This window comes from Pseudomonas fluorescens, from assembly GCF_000967965.1.
Classification (GTDB): Bacteria; Pseudomonadota; Gammaproteobacteria; order Pseudomonadales; family Pseudomonadaceae; genus Aquipseudomonas; species Aquipseudomonas grandcourensis.
Genome location: NZ_LACC01000017.1, coordinates 183,943 through 202,733 on the forward strand (window position 1 = coordinate 183,943; position 18,791 = coordinate 202,733).

The 18,791-nt window shown below is 58.5% G+C and carries 17 protein-coding genes; 15 read left to right on the top strand and 2 right to left on the bottom strand.

Features of this window, described 5'->3' with window-relative positions; genetic code table 11:
* Positions 1-111: 111 nt before the first annotated feature.
* Both VC35_RS15050 and map read right to left on the bottom strand, forming a co-directional pair.
* Positions 112-2,814, bottom strand: a complete 2,703-nt coding sequence (locus VC35_RS15050) for a [protein-PII] uridylyltransferase (RefSeq protein WP_046041116.1) — start codon at positions 2,812-2,814, stop codon at positions 112-114.
* A gap of 41 nt (positions 2,815-2,855) precedes the next feature.
* Positions 2,856-3,638: a type I methionyl aminopeptidase gene (map, locus tag VC35_RS15055; protein WP_046041119.1), complete on the bottom strand. Its 783-nt coding sequence runs from the start codon at positions 3,636-3,638 to the stop codon at positions 2,856-2,858.
* Positions 3,639-4,009: 371 nt separating this feature from the next.
* On the opposite strand from map, the gene rpsB reads away from it, so the two are divergent.
* From rpsB to rnhB, 15 genes are all read left to right on the top strand, one after another.
* The gene (gene rpsB, locus VC35_RS15060; protein ID WP_008052780.1) at positions 4,010-4,747 is read left to right on the top strand and encodes a 30S ribosomal protein S2; all 738 of its coding nucleotides are present in this window, start codon (positions 4,010-4,012) and stop codon (positions 4,745-4,747) included.
* Positions 4,748-4,936: 189 nt separating this feature from the next.
* Complete coding sequence (gene tsf, locus VC35_RS15065) at positions 4,937-5,800, top strand: translation elongation factor Ts (RefSeq protein ID WP_046041122.1); 864 nt, start codon at positions 4,937-4,939, stop codon at positions 5,798-5,800.
* Between the two features lie 209 nt (positions 5,801-6,009).
* Positions 6,010-6,753: a UMP kinase gene (gene pyrH / locus VC35_RS15070; RefSeq protein ID WP_003222124.1), complete on the top strand. Its 744-nt coding sequence runs from the start codon at positions 6,010-6,012 to the stop codon at positions 6,751-6,753.
* Entirely contained in the window at positions 6,750-7,307 is a 558-nt protein-coding gene (frr, locus tag VC35_RS15075) for a ribosome recycling factor (RefSeq protein ID WP_008000041.1), read from the top strand. The genes pyrH and frr overlap by 4 nt, the downstream gene beginning before the upstream one ends.
* A gap of 13 nt (positions 7,308-7,320) precedes the next feature.
* Positions 7,321-8,076, top strand: coding sequence for a polyprenyl diphosphate synthase (gene uppS, locus VC35_RS15080; protein ID WP_046041127.1), 756 nt, complete (start codon positions 7,321-7,323; stop codon positions 8,074-8,076).
* Positions 8,076-8,882: a phosphatidate cytidylyltransferase gene (locus VC35_RS15085; protein WP_046041129.1), complete on the top strand. Its 807-nt coding sequence runs from the start codon at positions 8,076-8,078 to the stop codon at positions 8,880-8,882. The genes uppS and VC35_RS15085 overlap by 1 nt, the downstream gene beginning before the upstream one ends.
* Positions 8,879-10,069: a 1-deoxy-D-xylulose-5-phosphate reductoisomerase gene (gene ispC / locus VC35_RS15090; RefSeq protein ID WP_046041130.1), complete on the top strand. Its 1,191-nt coding sequence runs from the start codon at positions 8,879-8,881 to the stop codon at positions 10,067-10,069. Before VC35_RS15085 ends, ispC begins: the two co-directional genes overlap by 4 nt.
* A gap of 53 nt (positions 10,070-10,122) precedes the next feature.
* On the top strand, positions 10,123-11,475 hold the full coding sequence (gene rseP, locus VC35_RS15095; RefSeq protein WP_046041133.1) for a sigma E protease regulator RseP: 1,353 nt from the start codon (positions 10,123-10,125) through the stop codon (positions 11,473-11,475).
* A 74-nt stretch (positions 11,476-11,549) separates the two neighbouring features.
* A complete protein-coding gene (gene bamA / locus VC35_RS15100; RefSeq protein WP_046041135.1) occupies positions 11,550-13,940 on the top strand; it encodes an outer membrane protein assembly factor BamA in 2,391 nt (796 codons plus the stop codon).
* Between the two features lie 45 nt (positions 13,941-13,985).
* The gene (locus tag VC35_RS15105) at positions 13,986-14,489 is read left to right on the top strand and encodes an OmpH/Skp family outer membrane protein (RefSeq protein WP_046041136.1); all 504 of its coding nucleotides are present in this window, start codon (positions 13,986-13,988) and stop codon (positions 14,487-14,489) included.
* Between the two features lie 3 nt (positions 14,490-14,492).
* Complete coding sequence (lpxD, locus tag VC35_RS15110) at positions 14,493-15,548, top strand: UDP-3-O-(3-hydroxymyristoyl)glucosamine N-acyltransferase (RefSeq protein ID WP_046041137.1); 1,056 nt, start codon at positions 14,493-14,495, stop codon at positions 15,546-15,548.
* A 108-nt stretch (positions 15,549-15,656) separates the two neighbouring features.
* Positions 15,657-16,097: a 3-hydroxyacyl-ACP dehydratase FabZ gene (fabZ, locus tag VC35_RS15115; RefSeq protein WP_007978374.1), complete on the top strand. Its 441-nt coding sequence runs from the start codon at positions 15,657-15,659 to the stop codon at positions 16,095-16,097.
* The gene (gene lpxA, locus VC35_RS15120; RefSeq protein WP_046041139.1) at positions 16,094-16,870 is read left to right on the top strand and encodes an acyl-ACP--UDP-N-acetylglucosamine O-acyltransferase; all 777 of its coding nucleotides are present in this window, start codon (positions 16,094-16,096) and stop codon (positions 16,868-16,870) included. Before fabZ ends, lpxA begins: the two co-directional genes overlap by 4 nt.
* Before the next feature lie 2 nt (positions 16,871-16,872).
* Positions 16,873-18,003: a lipid-A-disaccharide synthase gene (gene lpxB / locus VC35_RS15125; protein ID WP_046041141.1), complete on the top strand. Its 1,131-nt coding sequence runs from the start codon at positions 16,873-16,875 to the stop codon at positions 18,001-18,003.
* An 11-nt stretch (positions 18,004-18,014) separates the two neighbouring features.
* Positions 18,015-18,641 (top strand): ribonuclease HII, encoded by a 627-nt coding sequence (gene rnhB / locus VC35_RS15130; RefSeq protein WP_046041144.1) that lies wholly within the window; start codon positions 18,015-18,017, stop codon positions 18,639-18,641.
* Positions 18,642-18,791: the final 150 nt, after the last annotated feature.

Genomic DNA, 18,791 nt, shown 5'->3' on the forward strand with positions numbered 1-18,791 from the left:
GCGAAGCTGCCCCAAATTCTCTGATTTACCAAAGATCTTGTGAGTGCTAAGCACTTAAACGGGGGCAAGCCCCCTCGCCACAGGCGCTCCCACAGGGGGATATGTGTTGATTCAGATGCTGATGCGCGACAGTTTGATATCAGGTTCCTGGTTGACGCTCAGTTGTTCGACGATCGCGTCCTGCAGGCGGCTGCACAGCAGAGGGTCGGACAACGGCTGATTGTTGGCGTCGGTAATGAAGAACACGTCTTCCACGCGCTCGCCGAGGGTGGCGATCTTGGCGTTCTGCAACGACAGATCGAACTCCAGGAAAATCGTGCCAATCCGCGCCAGCAGGCCCGGGCGGTCGGGCGCCGTGAGTTCCAGAACCGTCACTGGGCGCTGGGCGTCGTTGTGGATCGTCACCTGTGGTGCAAAGGCGAAATGCTTGAGCTGACGCGGCACCCGACGCTGGATGATGGTCGGGTAGTCGTCCGGGTTGCGCAGGGCTTCAGTCAGGCCTTCGCGGATCTGTTTGACCCGCGCCGGATTATCGCCAATCGAGTCGCCGTCGGTGTCGAGCACGATATAGGTGTCGAGGGTGAACTGGCTGCTGGAGGTGATGACCCGGGCGTCGTGAATGTTCAGGTTGAGCTGGTCCATCGCGGCCACGGTCACGGCAAAGAAGTCGTGCTGGTCCGGGGCGTAGATGAAGATCTGTGTACCGCCTTCGAACTCGCGCTGGGTGGTTTCCTTGATCAGCACCAGTGGCCCGCCGTCGGCCGGTTGCTGGAGGATCGCGTCACTGTGCCATGCGACGTCGCCGGCGGTGTGACGCAGGAAATAGTCATCACCCAACTGCGCCCACAACTGCTCGACATCGTCCGGGTCGGTGCCGCCGCGCACCAGGATATCCAGGGCGGCGCTCTGTGTCTGGCGGATCTGCTCTTCGCGATCCACCGGGTTCTCCAGGCCGCGACGCAGGGCGCGCTTGGTCTCGGTGTAGAGCTGGCGCAGCAGGCTGGCGCGCCAGGAGTTCCACAGGGTCGGGTTGGTGGCGTTGATGTCGGAGACGGTCAGCACATACAGGTAGTCGAGGCGGGTTTCGTCGCCGACGATCTGGGCGAAATCGTGGATCACCTGCGGGTCGGACAAGTCCTTGCGCTGGGCGGTGGTCGACATCACCAGGTGGTTTTGCACCAGCCAAACGATCAGGCGGCTATCCCATGTGGGCAGTTGGTGTCGTTGGCAAAAGGCCTCGGCATCCACGGCGCCGATGTCCGAGTGATCGCCATGCCGGCCTTTGCCGATGTCGTGGTACAGGCCGGCCATGTAGATCAGCTCGGGTTTGGGCAGTTTGCCCATGGTTTTGCTGGCCAGCGGGAATTTTTCCGACACCTGGGTGTACTGCAACTTACGCAGGTGTTTGATCAGGTTCAGTGTGTGGGCATCGACCGTATAGATGTGGAACAGGTCGTGTTGCATCTGCCCGACGATGAATCCGAATTCGGGCAGATAGCGTCCAAGGATGCCGTAACGGTTCATTCGCCGCAGGTTGCGGTGGATGCCGATCTTGCATTTGAACAATTCAATAAACAGGCTGGTGTTGCGAATATCGTTACGGAAGTCGTCGTCGATCAGGTGGCGGTGTTCCCGCAGCAGACGAATGGTGTCGGCGCGCACGCCCTTGATTTCCGGCTGCTGGGCCATCAGCACGAAGATTTCGAGCATGGCGAAGGGGGTGCGGCGGAAGACGTTGTCGTTGCGTGCCTCGATGTAGCCGTCATGCAACTGGAAGCGCGAGTTGATCGGCTGCGGTGGTGATTCGTCTTCCGGTGCGAGGATGACTTCCTCGAAGTGCTGGATGATCAGGTCACTGAGCTGGGCGATGCTCATCACCACCCGATAATACTGTTGCATAAAGTTTTCGATGGCTTGCTTGGCGTCGTCGCCTTTGAAGCCCAGCAGCCCGGCAATGGTGCGCTGGTGATCGAACAGCAGTCGGTCTTCGGAGCGGCCGGCCAGCATGTGCAGGGCATAGCGAACCTTCCACAGGAACTCCTGGGAGGAGGCGAGCAGGGCGTTTTCACTCTCGACCAGGAATCCTTCGCCAGCCAGTGCCCGCAGGTTCAGGGTGCCGTACTCGCGACGGGCCACCCACAGTATCGTCTGGATATCCCGCAGGCCGCCGGGGGAGCCTTTGACGTTGGGTTCCAGGTTGTATTCGGTGTCGTTGTACTTGTGGTGGCGAGCCTTTTGTTCGGCACGCTTGGCCAGGAAGAAGTCCTTGCTCGGCCACATGTGCCCGGTGCCGGTGACGTCCAGCATGCGCTGGCGCAGATGCTCGGGGCCGGCGATGGTGCGGCTTTCCATCAGGTTGGTGACGACCGTCAGGTCGGCGCGGGCCTCGACGGCGCATTCATCGACTGAACGAACACTCTGACCGACCTCCAGGCCGATGTCCCACAACAGCGTCAGAAAACGCTCGATGGAATCGCGGAAAACCTCGTGGTCGGCGCTGTCCAGCAGGATCAGCAAATCGATATCGGAATAAGGGTGCAATTCGCCACGGCCGTAGCCACCGACCGCGACCAGCGCGATGTCGGCGTCCTCGCTCCAGCTGAACTGCTCCCAGGCCTTTTGCAGGATGTTGTCGACGAACCAGGCGCGATCCTCGATCAGTCGGCGAATGTCCCGGCCGTTGCGAAACCGCGTGTCGAGCACCTCGCGGGCCTGGCGGATCGCCTTCTTGAAGGCCGAGATCGGGCTTGCCTTCAGGGCCAGTTCAGCCTGGAACTGGCCGCGGTCGAAGAGTTCGGGATCCACCTGCGGCATCGATTGGCTTTCCTTTCTATAGGCGATGTACGGTAACGGGATCAGGCCGAAACGCGAGGGATGGTGTCATCGCGGCGCAGGGTGAAGATCTCGTAGCCGGTTTCGGTCACCAGCAGGGTGTGTTCCCACTGTGCCGAGAGCTTGCGGTCCTTGGTGATTGCGGTCCAGCCGTCGCCCAGTACCTTGGTGTCGGCACGGCCCTGGTTGATCATCGGCTCGATGGTGAAGGTCATGCCAGCCTTGAGTTCCATGCCGGTGCCCGCGCGGCCGTAGTGCAGGATCTGCGGTTCTTCGTGGAATACCTTGCCGATACCATGGCCGCAGAATTCGCGAACCACCGAGAAACCGTTCTTTTCCGCGTGCTTCTGGATTATTTCGCCGATGTCGCCCAAGCGGCAGCCGGGTTTGACGATCTCGATCGCCTTGTACATGCATTCCTGGGTCACCTGGGACAGGCGTTCGGCCCAGACCGGCACGTTGCCGACGTGGAACATGCGGCTGGTGTCGCCGTGGAAACCGTCCTTGATGACGGTGACGTCGATGTTCAGGGTGTCGCCATCCTTGAGCGGCTTGTCGTTCGGGATGCCGTGGCAGACCACATGGTTGATCGAGGTGCAGATCGACTTCGGATAGCCCTTGTAGTTGAGCGGGGCAGGGATGGCTTTCTGCTCATTGACGATGTAGTCATGGCAGATCTGGTTCAGTTGATCGGTGGTAACGCCTGGCTTGACGTATTCGGCAATCATTTCCAGCACATCGGCGGCCAGTTTGCCGGCGATACGCATTTTGGCAATATCCTCGGGGGTTTTGAGGGTGACGGTCATACAGGCTCTCTCTGCGCCAGGCGGCGCTTTCTAAACGGAAAGGGCGTTTCGCGATGGATTTTCGCAGCCCTGAAAAATGCGATTCTACCAGACGATCAGTGCAAATCTGCGCCTGTGTGCATCGCTTCTCTCTATAGAATGGTGCATTCTTGGCGGATTCCAAGGGATGGAGCAAAACGCTCGCCAGGATTTCAGAATCCGGGTTCCGTTTTGCCCTGCCTTGTGGTATAAAATGCGCCGCTTTCCGGGGATGTCCCGTAAAGCCTAAATCCACACACGTGTCGACACGATGACCTGGGTGCCTTCAGCTGATGCTGCTGGTTGGTCATTGGGATACGTGGAGGCCAAACCCGACTTATTAAGGAACTATCATGTCCCAAGTCAACATGCGCGATATGCTGAAGGCCGGTGTGCACTTCGGTCACCAGACCCGTTACTGGAACCCGAAAATGGGCAAGTACATTTTCGGCGCGCGTAACAAGATCCACATCATCAACCTTGAAAAAACCCTGCCAATGTTCAACGAAGCTCTGACTTTCGTAGAGCGTCTGGCCCAGGGCAAAAACAAGATTCTGTTCGTCGGCACCAAGCGTTCCGCTGGCAAGATCGTTGCTGAAGAAGCAGCACGTTGCGGTTCGCCGTACGTCGATCACCGCTGGTTGGGCGGTATGCTGACCAACTTCAAAACCATCCGTGCTTCCATCAAGCGTCTGCGTGACCTTGAAGTTCAAGCCGAAGACGGTACTTTCGCCAAGCTGACCAAGAAAGAAGCGCTGATGCGCACTCGTGACCTGGAAAAGCTGGATCGTTCCCTGGGTGGTATCAAGGACATGGGCGGTCTGCCAGACGCTCTGTTCGTTATCGACGTTGATCACGAGCGCATCGCGATCACCGAAGCCAACAAGCTGGGCATCCCGGTTATCGGCGTAGTCGATACCAACAGCAGCCCGGAAGGCGTTGACTACATCATCCCAGGCAACGATGACGCAATCCGCGCTATCCAGCTGTACATGGGTTCGATGGCTGACGCTGTTATCCGTGGTCGCAACAATGTTGCCGGCGGCACTGTAGAGTTCGCAGCTGAAGAAACTCAGGCTGCAGCTGAGTAATTGACGCCTTGGCGTTGACTCAGTAAGCAAAAAGGGGGCTTGGCCCCCTTTTTGCCACCTCGAAAACCATTTGTCGGCGCCCACTGCTCTATCTGTAACGTGCGGCAGCTAACAAGGGTGGTTCGGGAAGAATTGATCGCCCGTTCGATCGGGTGGAATGGTTGAAAACCTATCCAAGAGGATTTTGAAATGGCAGAGATTACTGCAGCGTTGGTCAAAGAACTGCGCGAGCGTACTGGCGAAGGCATGATGGATTGCAAAAAGGCCTTGACCAAGGCTGGCGGCGACATCGAGAAAGCCATTGATGACATGCGTGCTTCGGGCGCCATCAAGGCCGCCAAGAAAGCCGGCAACGTTGCCGCTGAAGGCGCTATCGCCATCAAGGCTGACGACAAGGTAGCCGTGCTGCTGGAAGTCAACTCGCAGACCGACTTCCTGGCCCTGCAAGACGACTTCAAGAACTTCGTTGCTGCCAGCGTAGAAAAAGCCTTCGACGAAAAACTGACCGACGCAGCTCCGCTGATCGCCGCTCAGGAAACGGCTCGTGAAGCTCTGGTTGCCAAAGTAGGCGAGAACGTCAACATTCGTCGTCTGGTACGTGTAGAGGGTGACGTTGTCGGCACCTACCTGCACGGTAACAAGATCGGTGTTGCTGTTGTTCTCAAGGGCGGCGATGTTCAGCTGGCCAAAGAGATCGCCATGCACGTGGCGGCAAGCAACCCTGAATTCCTGCTGCCATCGCAGGTTTCGCCAGAAGCCATCGAGCGCGAGAAGGGCGTTTTCCTGACCCTGAACGAAGACAAGATGAAAGGCAAGCCAGCTGAAATCGTCGAGAAGATGATCGCCGGCCGCATCAGCAAGTTCCTGGCTGAAGCCAGCCTGGTTGAGCAAGCTTTCGTCATGAATCCGGAAGTCACCGTAGGTGCCCTGGCCAAGAAAGCCGGCGCTGAAATCGTTTCCTTCACTTACTTCAAAGTAGGCGAAGGCATCGAGAAGCCAGTGGACAACTTCGCAGAAGAAGTTGCTGCCCAGCTGGCTGCCGCCAAGCAATAAGACGGTTTTTGACTGTCGCCCAGAAGAGGCTGCCCGCTCACGCGCGCAGCCTCTTTTCAGATGGGGTATCAATTTTTATTTGGTTTCCCTTTGGAACTGGCTTACAAAGCCATGTTCCGATGGCGCTGAAGCAGCGCCAAGCTAGAGTGAGCGCCAGCTGTAAACAGCTCGCAAAGAATTTTTAAAATACGCCGCAGGAGAGATTCGCAATGGCTCAGCAGGGCAGTGGTTATCAGGCTCGCTATAAACGCATTCTACTCAAGCTTAGCGGCGAGGCCCTGATGGGCTCGGAAGAGTTCGGGATCGATCCGAAAGTTCTGGATCGCATGGCATTGGAAGTTGGCCAGCTGGTCGGCATCGGTGTTCAGGTCGGTCTGGTTATCGGTGGTGGCAATCTGTTCCGTGGTGAAGCGCTGAGCAAGGCTGGCATGGACCGTGTCACCGGCGACCACATGGGCATGCTGGCCACTGTGATGAACGCCCTGGCCATGCGCGACGCCCTCGAGCGCGCCAACATCTCGGCCATCGTGATGTCCGCTATTTCCATGGTTGGCGTGACCGATCACTACGATCGTCGCAAGGCAATGCGCCACTTGAATTCCAAGGACGTGGTGATTTTCGCGGCCGGTACCGGCAACCCGTTCTTTACGACGGATTCGGCAGCCTGCCTGCGTGCAATCGAAATCGATGCCGATGTCGTGCTCAAGGCGACCAAGGTCGATGGCGTCTACACCGCTGACCCGTTCAAAGACCCGCATGCCGAGAAGTTCGATCATCTGACCTACGATGAAGTGCTGGATCGCAAGCTGGGTGTGATGGATCTGACGGCCATTTGCCTGTGCCGCGACCACAAGATGCCGCTACGCGTATTTAACATGAACAAGCCCGGCGCCCTGCTGAACATCGTACATGGCGGCGCTGAAGGAACCCTGATCGAGGAAGGCCAACAATGATCAACGAAATCAAGAAAGACGCTCAAGAGCGCATGCAGAAGTCCGTGGAGTCGCTGGCGCACAACTTCGGCCGCATTCGTACTGGCCAGGCGCACCCGAGCATTCTGGAAGGCGTGATGGTGCCGTACTACGGCTCCGACACCCCGATCAAGCAAGTGGCCAACATCACCGTCAAGGACGCCCGTACCCTGCAAGTCGTTGCTTTCGAGCGCAACATGCTGGGTGCCGTCGACAAGGCGATCGGTAGCGCAGGTCTGAACCTGAACCCGACCAACCTCGGCGAGCTGCTGTTGATCTCCATGCCTGCCCTGACCGAAGAAACCCGCAAGGGCTTCACCAAGCAGGCTCGTGACGTCGCTGAAGATGCCCGTGTTGCCGTGCGCAACATCCGTCGCGATGCCAACAGCCAGCTCAAGGATCTGGTCAAGGAAAAAGAGATCAGCGAAGACGAAGAGCGTCGTGCGACTGGCGAGATCGACGATCTGACCAAGAAGTTCGTGGCTAAAATCGACGCGGACCTGGCGCAGAAAGAAAAAGACCTGATGGCCGTATAAGGGTCGCGTTTTCATGGAAAAGACCAAGCAGTCTGCACCGTCCGCGGTGCCGCGCCATGTCGCGATCATCATGGATGGTAACAATCGCTGGGCGAAAAAACGCTTTATGCCGGGTGTCGCCGGGCATAAAGCGGGCGTGGATGCGGTACGTGCCGTCATTGAAGTTTGTGCCGAGGCCAAGGTCGAAGTGCTGACCCTGTTCGCCTTTTCCAGCGAGAACTGGCAGCGTCCGGCCGATGAGGTCAGCGCTTTGATGGATCTGTTCTTCAAGGCGCTGCGTCGTGAGGCCAAGCGCCTCAACGACAACAACATCAGCCTGCGGATCATTGGGGACCGCTCGCGCTTTCATCCCGAGCTGCAGGCAGCCATGCGTGAAGCCGAGGCCATGACGGCCGGCGCCAATCGTTTTGTGCTGCAGATCGCCGCCAATTACGGCGGGCAGTGGGACATCGCGCAAGCTGCGCAGCGACTGGCACGAGAGGTCCAGGCCGGACACCTGCGTCCGGAAGACATTACGCCTGATCTGCTGCAGACCTGCCTGGCCACGGGCGACCTGCCGCTGCCGGACCTGTGTATCCGCACCGGTGGCGAGCACCGCATCAGCAATTTCCTGCTCTGGCAGCTGGCCTATGCCGAGCTGTATTTCTCCGACCTGTTCTGGCCGGACTTCAAACACGATGCCATGCGCAATGCGCTGGCCGATTACGCTTCCCGCCAGCGCCGCTTCGGTAAAACGAGCGAGCAGGTCGAGGCTGGAGCCCGGGTTTAATGCTTAAACAACGAATCATCACCGCACTGATCCTGCTACCGATTGCCCTGTGCGGGTTTTTCCTGCTCGAAGGTTCCGGTTTTGCACTGTTCATCGGGCTGGTCGTGACCCTTGGTGCCTGGGAATGGGCGCGTCTGGCGGGTTTCGCCGGTCAAGCGTTCCGCGTTGGCTATGCCGCTGTGGTCGCTTTGGCGCTGCTCCTCATGTACATCCTGCCCGGCCTCGCACCTTGGGTATTGGGTGCTTCAGTGTTGTGGTGGGCTGTGGCGACGTATCTGGTACTGACCTATCCGCGTTCGAGCGAGCATTGGTCCACTGCGGCGACCAAATTGGTGATCGGCCTGTTGATTCTCCTGCCGGCCTGGCAAGGTCTGGTGCAGATCAAGCAACACCCGTTGGGTAACTGGCTGATCATGGCGGTGATGGTGTTGGTCTGGGGTGCCGATATTGGCGCCTACTTCTCCGGTCGTGCTTTCGGCAAGCGCAAGCTCGCACCGCAGGTCAGTCCGGGCAAAAGCTGGGAAGGCGTGTACGGTGGTCTGGCGCTGAGCCTGGTGATTACCACAATCGTTGCTCTGGTACGCGACTGGACGGTGGCCGAATTGTTCAAAGGGTTGATCGGTGCCGCGCTGATCGTGTTCATTTCGGTGGTGGGTGATCTCACTGAAAGCATGTTCAAGCGTCAATCCGGGATCAAGGACAGCAGCAATCTGCTTCCCGGTCACGGCGGCGTGCTGGATCGAATCGACAGCCTGACGGCAGCGATCCCGGTGTTTGCGGTGCTGCTGTGGATGGCGACCCCATGAGCCGCCCGCAACAGATTACCGTTCTGGGCGCGACCGGCTCGATTGGCCTGAGTACGCTCGACGTCATCGCTCGTCACCCTGATCGATATCAGGTCTTTGCCTTGACTGGCTTCACCCGCTTGAGTGAATTGCTGGCGCTCTGCGTGCGCCATGTGCCGCGATTTGCCGTAGTGCCTGAAGTCGCAGCTGCCCGCACCCTGCAGGATGATTTGCGCGCTGCGGGTCTTTCGACCCGTGTTCTGGTGGGTGAGGAAGGTTTGTGTCAGGTCGCTTCCGATCCGGAAGTCGATACAGTCATGGCGGCCATCGTCGGTGCAGCGGGATTGCGCCCGACACTGGCGGCAGTCGAGGCCGGCAAGAAGATTCTCCTGGCCAATAAAGAAGCGCTGGTCATGTCCGGTGCGCTGTTCATGCAGGCGGTGCGCAAGAGCGGTTCGGTATTGCTGCCGATCGATAGCGAGCACAACGCCATTTTCCAGTGCATGCCGCTGGATTATGCCCGTGGCCTTGAGGCAGTCGGCGTACGTCGGATTTTGCTGACGGCTTCCGGCGGTCCGTTCCGACAGACGCCAATGGCTGAGCTGGCGCATGTTTCTCCCGATCAGGCGTGTGCTCACCCGAACTGGTCCATGGGGCGAAAAATCTCCGTTGACTCGGCCAGCATGATGAACAAGGGGCTTGAGTTGATCGAGGCCTGCTGGCTGTTTGATGCCAGGCCATCCCAGGTCGAGGTGGTGATTCACCCGCAAAGTGTGATCCATTCGCTGGTCGACTACGTCGATGGTTCTGTTCTGGCGCAGCTGGGTAATCCGGATATGCGCACGCCCATCGCCAATGCCCTGGCCTGGCCTGAGCGGATCGATTCTGGTGTGGCGCCGCTGGATCTGTTTGCCATTGCGCGGCTGGACTTCCAGGCGCCCGATGAAGAGCGTTTCCCTTGCCTGCGTCTGGCCCGTCAGGCGGCCGAAGCGGGTAACAGCGCGCCGGCCATGCTCAATGCGGCGAACGAAGTGGCGGTGGCAGCATTTCTCGACGAACGGGTTCGTTACCCGGAAATCGCGAGTATCATCGAAGAAGTACTGAGTCTGGAGCCCGTAGTGGCAGTGGATGATCTCGATGCAGTGTTCACGGCAGACGCGAAGGCGCGATTGCTGGCCGGACAATGGTTGAGCCGCCACGGGCGGTAAATGCTGCGGATAGTTGGCCCAGGCAGCAGCGGATAGGAATGCGGAGAAAGTAGATGAGCGCGCTCTATATGATTGTCGGCACCCTGGTCGCACTGGGTGTGCTGGTTACCTTCCACGAGTTCGGCCATTTTTGGGTCGCGCGTCGCTGTGGGGTCAAAGTACTGCGCTTCTCCGTAGGCTTCGGCATGCCTTTGCTGCGCTGGCACGACAAGCAGGGCACCGAATTTGTCGTCGCCGCCATTCCGTTGGGCGGCTACGTCAAAATGCTCGACGAGCGCGAAGGTGAAGTACCGCTCGATCAGCTTGATCAAGCCTTCAATCGTAAATCCGTTCGTCAGCGCATTGCCATCGTAGCAGCGGGGCCGATTGCCAACTTCCTGCTGGCATTCGCGTTCTTCTGGGTATTGGCGATGCTCGGCAGCGAGCAGGTGCGTCCGGTCATCGGCGCTGTCGAGTCCGGCAGTATTGCGGCCAAGGCAGGTTTGAGCCCCGGCCAGGAAATCGTGGCCATTGATGGCGAGGCAACTTCCGGCTGGGCGGCGGTGAACCTGCAGCTTGTGCGTCGCCTGGGCGAAAGCGGTTCGTTGCAGATAATGGTGCGCGAACAAGGTTCCACGGCCGATTCTCCTCGTGAACTTGCGCTGGACAAATGGCTCAAAGGGGCTGACGAGCCTGACCCTATCCATTCGTTGGGGATTCGTCCGTGGCGTCCGGCATTGCCGCCTGTCCTGGCCGAACTCGATCCAAAGGGGCCGGCTCAGGCTGCCGGCCTGAAGACCGGAGACCGGTTGCTGGCGCTCGATGGTCGTACGCTGGATGACTGGCAGCAGGTTGTCGATACCGTCCGTATGCATCCTGCTACCAAAATCATGCTGCGGGTTGAGCGCGACGGTGCTCAAATCGACGTCCCTGTGACGCTTGCCGCTCGCGGCGAGAGCAAGTCACCCAGCGGTTATTTGGGGGCTGGGGTGAAGGCGATCGACTGGCCACCGGAGATGATCCGCGAGGTCAGTTACGGGCCATTGGCAGCAATTGGCGAGGGGGCTCGACGCACCTGGACCATGAGCGTGCTGACCCTCGATTCACTGAAGAAAATGTTGTTCGGCGAGCTCTCGGTAAAAAACTTGAGTGGACCGATAACCATTGCTAAAGTGGCGGGCGCTTCGGCCCAGTCGGGTGTTGCTGATTTCCTGAATTTCCTTGCTTATCTGAGTATTAGCTTGGGCGTTCTGAATTTGTTGCCCATTCCGGTACTGGATGGGGGGCATTTGTTGTTTTATCTGATCGAGTGGGCGCGTGGTCGTCCCTTGTCAGATCGGGTGCAAGGTTGGGGGATACAGATCGGCATCAGTTTGGTGGTCGGGGTGATGTTGCTTGCTCTGGTCAATGATCTGGGTCGACTGTAACGCTTCGCTGAATTGCGAATCTGCCGCATTTTGCGGCAGTTTGTTTATTGCCAGTTGGAATAAGAAAGGACTTCATGAAACGTCTGCTGCTAACTGCGGTTCTCACCGTATTGATGATCGCCGAAGTTCACGCCGAGTCCTTCACTATCTCTGATATTCGCGTCAATGGCCTCCAGCGGGTCTCCGCGGGTAGCGTCTTTGGTGCTTTGCCGTTGAACGTCGGTGAACAGGCGGATGATCGTCGCCTGGTGGAATCCACTCGTGCGTTGTTCAAAACCGGTTTCTTTCAAGATATCCAGCTGGGCCGCGATGGCAACGTCCTGGTCATCACGGTAGTCGAGCGCCCGTCGGTCGCCAGTATCGAGATCGAAGGCAACAAGGCGATCTCTACCGAAGACCTGATGAAAGGCCTCAAGCAATCCGGTCTGGCCGAAGGCGAGATTTTCCAGCGTGCCACCCTTGAAGGTGTGCGTAACGAGCTGCAACGCCAGTACGTCGCCCAGGGTCGCTACTCGGCTACCGTCGACACCGAAGTGGTGCCACAGCCGCGTAACCGCGTCGGCCTGAAGGTCAACATCAACGAAGGCACCGTTGCGGCTATCCAGCACATCAACGTGGTGGGCAACACGGTCTTCCCTGATGAAGACCTGATCGACCTGTTCGAACTCAAGACCACCAACTGGTTGTCGTTCTTCAAGAACGACGACAAGTACGCCCGTGAAAAACTGTCCGGTGACCTGGAGCGTCTGCGTTCCTATTACCTGGATCGTGGCTATATCAACATGGATATCGCTTCGACCCAGGTCTCCATTACGCCAGACAAGAAGCACGTGTACATCACCGTCAACGTCAACGAAGGCGAGAAGTACACCGTTCGTGACGTCAAGCTCAGCGGTGACCTGAAAGTCCCTGAGGACCAGGTCAAGTCCCTGCTGCTGGTGCAAAAAGGCCAGGTGTTCTCGCGCAAGCTGATGACCACCACCTCCGAACTGATCACCCGTCGCCTGGGTAACGAAGGTTATACCTTCGCCAACGTCAACGGCGTGCCTCAACCGCACGATGAAGATCACACCGTAGACATCCTGTTCGCGGTCGATCCGGGCAAGCGTGCCTATGTGAACCGCATCAACTTCCGTGGCAACACCAAGTCCGAAGACGAAGTGCTGCGTCGTGAAATGCGTCAGATGGAAGGCGGCTGGGCTTCGACCTACCTGATCGACCAATCCAAGACCCGTCTGGAGCGTCTGGGCTTCTTCAAGGAAGTCAACGTTGAGACCCCGGCCGTGCCAGGTGTCGATGACCAGGTGGACGTCAACTACAGCGTTGAAGAACAAGCCTCCGGTTCGATTACCGCCAGCGTCGGTTTTGCCCAGAGCGCCGGTCTGATCCTTGGTGGTTCGATCACTCAGAACAACTTCCTGGGTACCGGTAACAAGGTCAGCGTCGGCTTGACCAAAAGCCAATACCAGACGCGTTACAACTTTGGTTTTGTCGACCCCTACTGGACGGCTGATGGCGTGAGCCTGGGTTACAACGCGTTCTACCGCACCACCGACTACAACGACCTCGACGTCGATGTAGCGAGCTATGCCGTGGACAGTCTGGGTGCGGGCGTGAGCGTCGGCTACCCGATCAGCGAGACTTCGCGTCTGACCTTCGGCCTGACTGCGCAAGAGGACAAGATCAAGACCGGTCAATACACCGTCGACGAAATTTTCGACTTCGTTAACCGTGAAGGCGATCAGTACCTGAACTTCAAGGCTTCGGCCGGCTGGTCCGAATCCACCCTGAACAAAGGTGTATTGGCGACCCGTGGTCATTCTCAAAGCGTGACGGCGGAAGTCACCGTACCGGGTAGCGACCTGTCGTTCTTCAAGCTCGATTACCGTGGCCAGCTGTTCCAGCCACTGAGCGAAAACTACACCATGCGCCTGCACACCGAATTGGGTTATGGCGACGGTTACGGTTCGACCGATGGCTTGCCATTCTATGAAAACTACTATGCTGGTGGTTTCAACTCGGTTCGTGGCTTCAAGGACAGCACATTGGGGCCGCGTAGTACTCCGAGCCGCGGCGTACTCAGTACTGGCAACCCGGGTACTCTTGCTGACCCGGACCAGGATCCACTGCCGTTCGGTGGTAACGTCCTGATTCAAGGTGGTGCTGAGATTCTGTTCCCGCTGCCATTCGTCAAGGATCAGCGCTCGCTGCGGACTTCGGTATTCTGGGACGTGGGTAACGTGTTCGACTCCAAGTGCACTCAGTTTTCCAACACTGACCCAACTTCGAAGTCCAATACGCAGTGTAACGATGTCAGTCTGAGCAACCTGGCCAGTTCCGTCGGTGTAGGTGTGACATGGGTCACCGCGCTGGGTCCTCTGAGCTTTGCGTTGGCCATGCCAGTAAAAGAACCGGATAACGCTGAAACCCAGGTGTTCCAATTCTCTCTTGGCCAGACGTTCTAAGCGTCTGTCCCAAAATAACGACAATGGCTTTTGTAGGAGTGCATCGTGCGTAAGTTGACTCAATTGGTTCTCCTGGCGACCGTACTGGTAGCAGGTCCGGCGTTCGCCGACATGAAAATTGCTGTTCTGAACTATCAGATGGCTTTGCTGGAGTCCGACGCGGCCAAGAAATACGCCGTGGATGCCGAGAAGAAGTTCGGTCCTCAGCTGACCAAGCTCAAGGCGCTGGAAACCAGCGCCAAGGGCATTCAGGACCGCCTGATGGCCGGTGGCGACAAAATGCAGCAGGGCGAGCGCGAGCGTCTGGAGCTTGAATTCAAGCAAAAGGCCCGTGACTTCCAGTTCCAGTCCAAGGAACTGAACGAAGCCAAAGCCGTTGCCGACCGTGAAATGCTGAAGCAGCTCAAGCCGAAACTGGACAGCGCTGTGGAAGAAGTCATCAAGAAAGGTGCTTTTGACCTGGTCTTCGAGCGTGGCGCAGTGATTGATGTCAAGCCTCAGTACGACATCACTCGCCAGGTTATCGAGCGCATGAATCAGCTGAAGTAACCCATGACCGTGACCATTAAGCTCGGCCAGCTGGCCGAGTTCCTCGGCGCCACCCTACGTGGCGACCCCGAGAAAGCAATTACTGGGCTAGCCACCTTGCAGGAGGCTGGCCCAGCTCAGTTGAGCTTTCTTGCAAACCCCCAATACCGTAAGTACCTGGCAGGCAGTCAGGCTGCAGCCCTGTTGCTCAAAGCTGCTGACGCCGAAGGTCATTGCGGGGATGTGCTGGTGGTACCGGATCCGTACGCAGCCTACGCACGTGTTTCTCACCTGTTCGATCCCAAGCCCAAGGCCACAGTCGGGATTCATCCGACGGCGGTGATCGCGGCGGATGCGGTTGTCGACCCTGCGGCGAGTATCGGCGCTTTTGTGGTGATCGAAAGCGGAGCGCAGGTGGCAGCCGGTACGACTGTCGGCGCGCATTGCTTCATTGGTGCTCGCAGCGTGGTGGGTGAGGGTGGCTGGCTCGCGCCGCGGGTGACCTTGTATCACGACGTTCGCGTCGGCAAGCGGGTTGTCATTCAGTCGGGTGCAGTGCTCGGCGGCGAAGGCTTCGGCTTTGCCAATGAGAAGGGTATCTGGCAGAAAATCGCCCAGATCGGTGGTGTGCTGATCGGCGATGATGTTGAAATCGGCGTGAACACGGCTATAGATCGCGGTGCGTTGGCCGATACCGTCATCGGTAACGGCGTGAAGCTCGATAACCAGATTCAGATTGCCCACAACGTTCAAGTGGGGGATCACACCGCCATGGCGGCGTGCGTCGGGATCTCCGGCAGTACCAAAATCGGCAAGCATTGCATGCTCGCCGGTGGTGTAGGGCTGGTGGGACACATCGACATTTGTGACAACGTTTTCATTACCGGGATGACCATGGTGACCCACTCGATTACCGAGCCAGGCGCCTATTCTTCCGGTACAGCCATGCAGCCGGCTGCCGAGTGGCGCAAAAGCGCGGCACGTATTCGTCAGCTCGATGACATCGCGCGACGTCTGCGCCAGCTGGAAAAGCAAGTAGGGGAAGTGACCCCTGACGGTAATGCTTCATCAGATGGCTGATACCATTTCCATATCAAGTGTGCACAGCCGCTAGACTGCCTCCTTGATTTGCTAGAGGGGTGCGCGTCAGTCGCGCGCTCCCAATCTTTACATAGGCTTCCCCCCGAAATGATGGACATCAACGAGATTCGCGAATACCTGCCTCACCGTTACCCGTTCCTGCTGGTGGACCGTGTAGTGGAGCTGGATGTTGAAGGCAAGCGCATTCGTGCCTACAAGAATGTCAGCATCAACGAACCGTTCTTCAACGGTCACTTCCCTGCGCATCCAATCATGCCGGGCGTATTGATCATCGAGGCAATGGCTCAGGCTGCCGGGATCCTTGGTTTCAAAATGCTCGACGTGAAACCGGCCGACGGCACGCTCTATTACTTCGTCGGTTCCGACAAGCTGCGCTTCCGCCAGCCGGTATTGCCGGGCGATCAGTTGATCCTTGAAGCCAAGTTCATCAGCTGCAAGCGTCAGATCTGGAAATTCGAATGCCAGGCTTCGGTCGATGGCAAGCCTGTCTGCTCGGCTGAAATCATCTGTGCGGAACGCAAGCTATGAGTTTGATTGACCCTCGTGCAATCATCGATCCGACAGCCGTTCTGGCTGACGGCGTCGAGGTCGGCCCGTGGTCGATCGTCGGCGCAGGTGTGGAAATCGGCGAGGGGACAGTCATCGGGCCACACGTGATTCTCAAGGGCCCGACCCGAATAGGTAAGCACAATCGCATCTACCAGTTTTCCTCGGTGGGCGAAGACACACCCGACCTGAAGTACAAGGGCGAGGAAACCCGCCTGGTGATCGGTGATCACAACGTCATCCGTGAAGGCGTGACGATTCACCGTGGCACCATCCAGGACCGTTCGGAAACGACCCTGGGCGATCACAACCTAATCATGGCCTATGCCCACATCGGCCACGACAGCGTCATTGGCAACCACTGCATCCTGGTGAACAACACCGCACTGGCGGGCCATGTGCATGTGGAAGACTGGGCGATCCTCTCCGGTTTTACCCTGGTTCACCAGTATTGCCACATTGGCGCCCACAGCTTCTCAGGCATGGGTACGGCGATCGGCAAGGATGTTCCTGCGTATGTCACGGTGTTCGGTAACCCTGCCGAAGCCCGTAGCATGAACTTCGAGGGCATGCGCCGTCGGGGCTTTAGCGAAGATGCGATCCACGCGCTGCGTCGTGCCTACAAGGTGGTGTACCGCCAGGGCCTGACCGTGGAACAGGCGCTCGTCGAACTGGCCGAGCCTTCTGCGCAGTTCCCGGAAGTAGCGGTGTTCCGCGACTCCATCCAGTCTTCGACCCGCGGCATCACCCGCTAATCATGGCCAATCTGCGTATTGCGCTGGTAGCAGGTGAGGCTTCCGGTGACATTCTGGGTGCGGGTCTCATGCGCGCGCTCAAGGCTCGTCACCCTGCTGTCGAGTTCATCGGTGTTGGTGGTCCGTTGATGCAGGCTGAAGGCCTGACCCCGTATTTCCCGATGGAACGTCTGTCCGTCATGGGGCTGGTGGAAGTCCTGGGCCGCCTGCGCGAGTTGCTGGCGCGGCGCAAAAAACTGGTCGCGGACCTGATCGATGCGAAGCCTGATGTGTTCATCGGTATCGATGCGCCGGACTTCAACCTCAATATCGAACTCAAGCTGCGCCAGGCCGGGATCAAGACCGTGCATTACGTCAGCCCGTCGGTCTGGGCCTGGCGGCAGAAACGCGTGCTGAAGATTCGCGAAGGCTGCGACCTGATGCTCACGCTGTTCCCGTTCGAAGCCAGATTCTACGAAGAGAAAGGCGTGCCGGTGCGATTCGTCGGCCATACCCTGGCCGATGCCATTCCACTCCAGGCCGATCGCGCTGCTGCGCGGGCCGAACTCGGTTTGCCCGACGGGCCGCTGGTGGCGTTGATGCCCGGTAGCCGTGGCGGTGAAGTTGGCCGGCTCGGTGCGTTGTTTCTCGATACGGCCCAGCGCCTGCGGGCAATGCGTCCGGGTGTGCGGTTTGTCATGCCCTGCGCCAGTCCTCAGCGCCGGACCCAGATCGAAGAACTGTTGGCCGGTCGCGATCTGCCGCTGACCTTGCTCGATGGCAAATCTCATCTGGCCTTGGCCGCGTGCGATGCGGTGTTGATTGCCTCCGGCACCGCAACGCTTGAAGCGCTGCTGTACAAGCGACCGATGGTGGTCGCCTACCGCCTGGCGCCGCTGACGTTCTGGATTCTCAAACGCATGGTGAAAAGCCCCTACATTTCGTTGCCGAACCTGTTGGCCCAGCGTCTGTTGGTGCCCGAGCTGTTGCAGGACGATGCCACGGTCGAAGCGCTGGCCCAGACCTTGTCGCCGCTGATCGAGGGTGGGGAAGAGCAGACCCGCGGCTTTGACGAAATTCACCGGACCCTGCGACTGGATGCCTCCAACCAGGCTGCGGACGCAGTGCTGAACCTGATCGGCCAAGTAAAATGAGTAAAACGAATATGCAGATGGGGCTGGATTTCACCTTGGTGGCTGAAGTCGAAGAGTTGGTTGCCGGCGTCGATGAAGTCGGTCGCGGCCCGCTCTGTGGCGCGGTGGTGACAGCGGCAGTGATCCTTGATCCGAGCCGCCCGATCCTCGGCCTGAACGACTCGAAGAAACTCACCGAAGCCCGCCGTGAAAAGCTCTACGACGAAATCTGCGAAAAAGCCCTGAGCTGGTGCATCGCTCGCGCTGAAGTCGAAGAAATCGACGAACTGAATATCCTGCACGCCACCATGCTGGCCATGCAGCGCGCGGTCGCGGGGCTGCACGTTCAGCCGAAGCTGGCGATGATTGACGGCAACCGTTGCCCGAAACTGCCGATGCGCTCCGAAGCCGTGGTCAAGGGCGATAGCAAGGTTCCCGCCATCGCTGCCGCATCGATTCTGGCCAAGGTCAGCCGTGATCGTGAAATGGCTGCGTTCGAGTTGATCTACCCGGGTTACGGCATCGGCGGGCATAAAGGCTATCCGACACCCGTTCATCTGGAAGCGCTCGCCCGTCTTGGGCCGACCCCGATTCACCGGCGTTCGTTTGCTCCGGTGCGTCTGGCGTATGAGGCGCGGGAAAGCCTGATCGAGAATTAGGGGGCGTTCTCAACTAGTTTCCCCACCGCGCCGGGCCTGCTCTTGTGCAGGGCAAGGCGCGAGAAGCGTAGTTTGGTCATTCCAAATAAGCTTCGAGCAACGCAGCCCTGCACAAGAGCAGGCCCGGCCCTTCGGGTTGTGCCTTAAAGC

Excerpts from the sequence above, each read along its gene's own strand:
- tsf (WP_046041122.1), top strand. The coding sequence starts at position 4,937 with ATGGCAGAGATTACTGCAGCGTTGGTCAAAGAACTGCGCGAGCGTACT.
- pyrH (WP_003222124.1), top strand. The coding sequence starts at position 6,010 with ATGGCTCAGCAGGGCAGTGGTTATCAGGCTCGCTATAAACGCATTCTA.
- ispC (WP_046041130.1), top strand. The coding sequence starts at position 8,879 with ATGAGCCGCCCGCAACAGATTACCGTTCTGGGCGCGACCGGCTCGATT.
- bamA (WP_046041135.1), top strand. The coding sequence starts at position 11,550 with ATGAAACGTCTGCTGCTAACTGCGGTTCTCACCGTATTGATGATCGCC.
- lpxA (WP_046041139.1), top strand. The coding sequence starts at position 16,094 with ATGAGTTTGATTGACCCTCGTGCAATCATCGATCCGACAGCCGTTCTG.
- rpsB (WP_008052780.1), top strand. The coding sequence starts at position 4,010 with ATGTCCCAAGTCAACATGCGCGATATGCTGAAGGCCGGTGTGCACTTC.
- uppS (WP_046041127.1), top strand. The coding sequence starts at position 7,321 with ATGGAAAAGACCAAGCAGTCTGCACCGTCCGCGGTGCCGCGCCATGTC.
- VC35_RS15085 (WP_046041129.1), top strand. The coding sequence starts at position 8,076 with ATGCTTAAACAACGAATCATCACCGCACTGATCCTGCTACCGATTGCC.
- map (WP_046041119.1), bottom strand. The coding sequence starts at position 3,638 with ATGACCGTCACCCTCAAAACCCCCGAGGATATTGCCAAAATGCGTATC.
- rnhB (WP_046041144.1), top strand. The coding sequence starts at position 18,015 with ATGCAGATGGGGCTGGATTTCACCTTGGTGGCTGAAGTCGAAGAGTTG.
- fabZ (WP_007978374.1), top strand. The coding sequence starts at position 15,657 with ATGATGGACATCAACGAGATTCGCGAATACCTGCCTCACCGTTACCCG.
- frr (WP_008000041.1), top strand. The coding sequence starts at position 6,750 with ATGATCAACGAAATCAAGAAAGACGCTCAAGAGCGCATGCAGAAGTCC.
- VC35_RS15050 (WP_046041116.1), bottom strand. The coding sequence starts at position 2,814 with ATGCCGCAGGTGGATCCCGAACTCTTCGACCGCGGCCAGTTCCAGGCT.
- rseP (WP_046041133.1), top strand. The coding sequence starts at position 10,123 with ATGAGCGCGCTCTATATGATTGTCGGCACCCTGGTCGCACTGGGTGTG.
- lpxD (WP_046041137.1), top strand. The coding sequence starts at position 14,493 with ATGACCGTGACCATTAAGCTCGGCCAGCTGGCCGAGTTCCTCGGCGCC.
- lpxB (WP_046041141.1), top strand. The coding sequence starts at position 16,873 with ATGGCCAATCTGCGTATTGCGCTGGTAGCAGGTGAGGCTTCCGGTGAC.